This window comes from Burkholderia sp. BCC0322 (genome assembly GCF_902833045.1).
Classification (GTDB): domain Bacteria; phylum Pseudomonadota; class Gammaproteobacteria; order Burkholderiales; family Burkholderiaceae; genus Burkholderia.
In genome coordinates, this window is record NZ_CADFDU010000040.1 from 1 (window position 1) to 1448 (window position 1448).

Below are 1448 nucleotides of genomic sequence, written 5' to 3' on the forward strand. Positions count from 1 at the left end.
GCATGCACACGTCGATCGACTACTGCACTCCCGTCGAATACGAAACCCTACGCGCTGCTGCATGACATGCTGTACGTGAAAACGAGGCAGGGTCAGGTTGGCCCGCTCGATCTTCAGGCCACGCAGCAGATACGGCCAGATCTTGTGCTGCGCGTTGCGGCGGCTTGTGTTCGGCTTGCAGTACAGCGCCTCGACACCCATGCGCTTCATCAGCGTGCGCGCGCGTCGACGGCCAATCTCGTGTCCTTCCCGGCGCAGAAGGCGTGCCAGCATCCGCGCCCCGGCAAACGGAAACTCCATGTGCAACTCGTCGATCCGCCGCATCAGCAATTGGTCCGCCTCGCTTATCGGCCGTGGCCGGTAGTAGGCGCTCGACCTCGCGATGCCAACCAGCCGCGTCTGATGCGAAACCGGCAGCGCATGCGTTGGATGGCAGCTGAACCAAGCGTGGGTGAGTGACATCACGTTCATCGCCACTGACGAAGGCAGGCTGTTTCTTGCGGCGATCCTCGATCTGGCAAGCCGGCGTATCGTCGGCTGGTCGATGTCGGAGCGAATCAACGCGGATCTGGTCTGCCAAGCATTACGCAGTGCGTACTGGCAACGCAAACCCGGGCCCGGATTACTGCTGCATTCGGATAGGGGCAGTCAATATGCCAGTTGGGCGTATCGCGATCTGGCCGCCGAATTCGGCATGATGGTCTCAATGAGCCGGCGTGCAAACGCGTGGGACAGCCGCGCTTGCCGCAACTAGCGAGAAGACGCTCGCCAACCGCCTGACCAAGCTCGCGCCCCGCATGGGCAAGAACTTAGCGGCCGAAATCGTTCAAGCGCTGAGCGAGCAAGTCGTGATCGTACCCGGCACACAGGCTGCTACCATCGTCATGCCCCGCTTGGCCCAGCAACTCGCCGCCTTGCGCAAGCAGCGTGACGAAATCGCCGCCGAAGTTGAGCGGCTGGTGCATGCTCACCCTCTTTGGCCGGTCCTGACCAGCATGCCGGGAGTCGGCGTCAGGACCGCCGCCAGACTCCTAACCGAAGTCGCCCATAAAGCCTTCGCCTCGGCTGCTCATCTCGCGGCCTACGCTGGCCTCGCGCCGGTCACCCGGCGCTCAGGCTCGTCGATCCGTGGCGAGCACCCATCCAGACGCGGCAACAAGGTGCTCAAGCGCGCCTTGTTCCTCTCCGCCTTCGCCGCCTTACGAGACCCAGTCTCACGGGCCTATTACTCGCGCAAGGTCCAGCAAGGTAAGCGCCACAACCAGGCACTCATCGCGCTAGCACGGCGACGCTGCGACGTCCTGTTCGCCATGCTGCGCGACGGCACCATTTACCAACCCAAGTCAGCCCTTAACGCTTGACGAAGGACATAGGGGCACCCCCTGTCCAGCGGTGGTCATTTTTAAAGTCGGCGCTGCCCGGCTCCAGGAAATCAAGGACGCGCAAAA

General features: G+C 62.6%; 3 pseudogenes. 2 read left to right on the forward strand and 1 reads right to left on the reverse strand.

What is annotated here, in order from left to right:
* Window positions 1-96: 96 nt before the first annotated feature.
* Window positions 97-426 (reverse strand): annotated as a pseudogene (locus HWX39_RS35710) (IS3 family transposase); the annotation flags it as partial.
* Window position 427: 1 nt separating this feature from the next.
* Between HWX39_RS35710 and HWX39_RS35715 the strand changes: the two are divergent.
* Window positions 428-736, forward strand: a pseudogene (locus HWX39_RS35715) (DDE-type integrase/transposase/recombinase); the annotation flags it as partial.
* A gap of 4 nt (window positions 737-740) precedes the next feature.
* Window positions 741-1361: pseudogene (locus HWX39_RS35720) on the forward strand (transposase); the annotation flags it as partial.
* Window positions 1362-1448 lie beyond the last annotated feature (87 nt).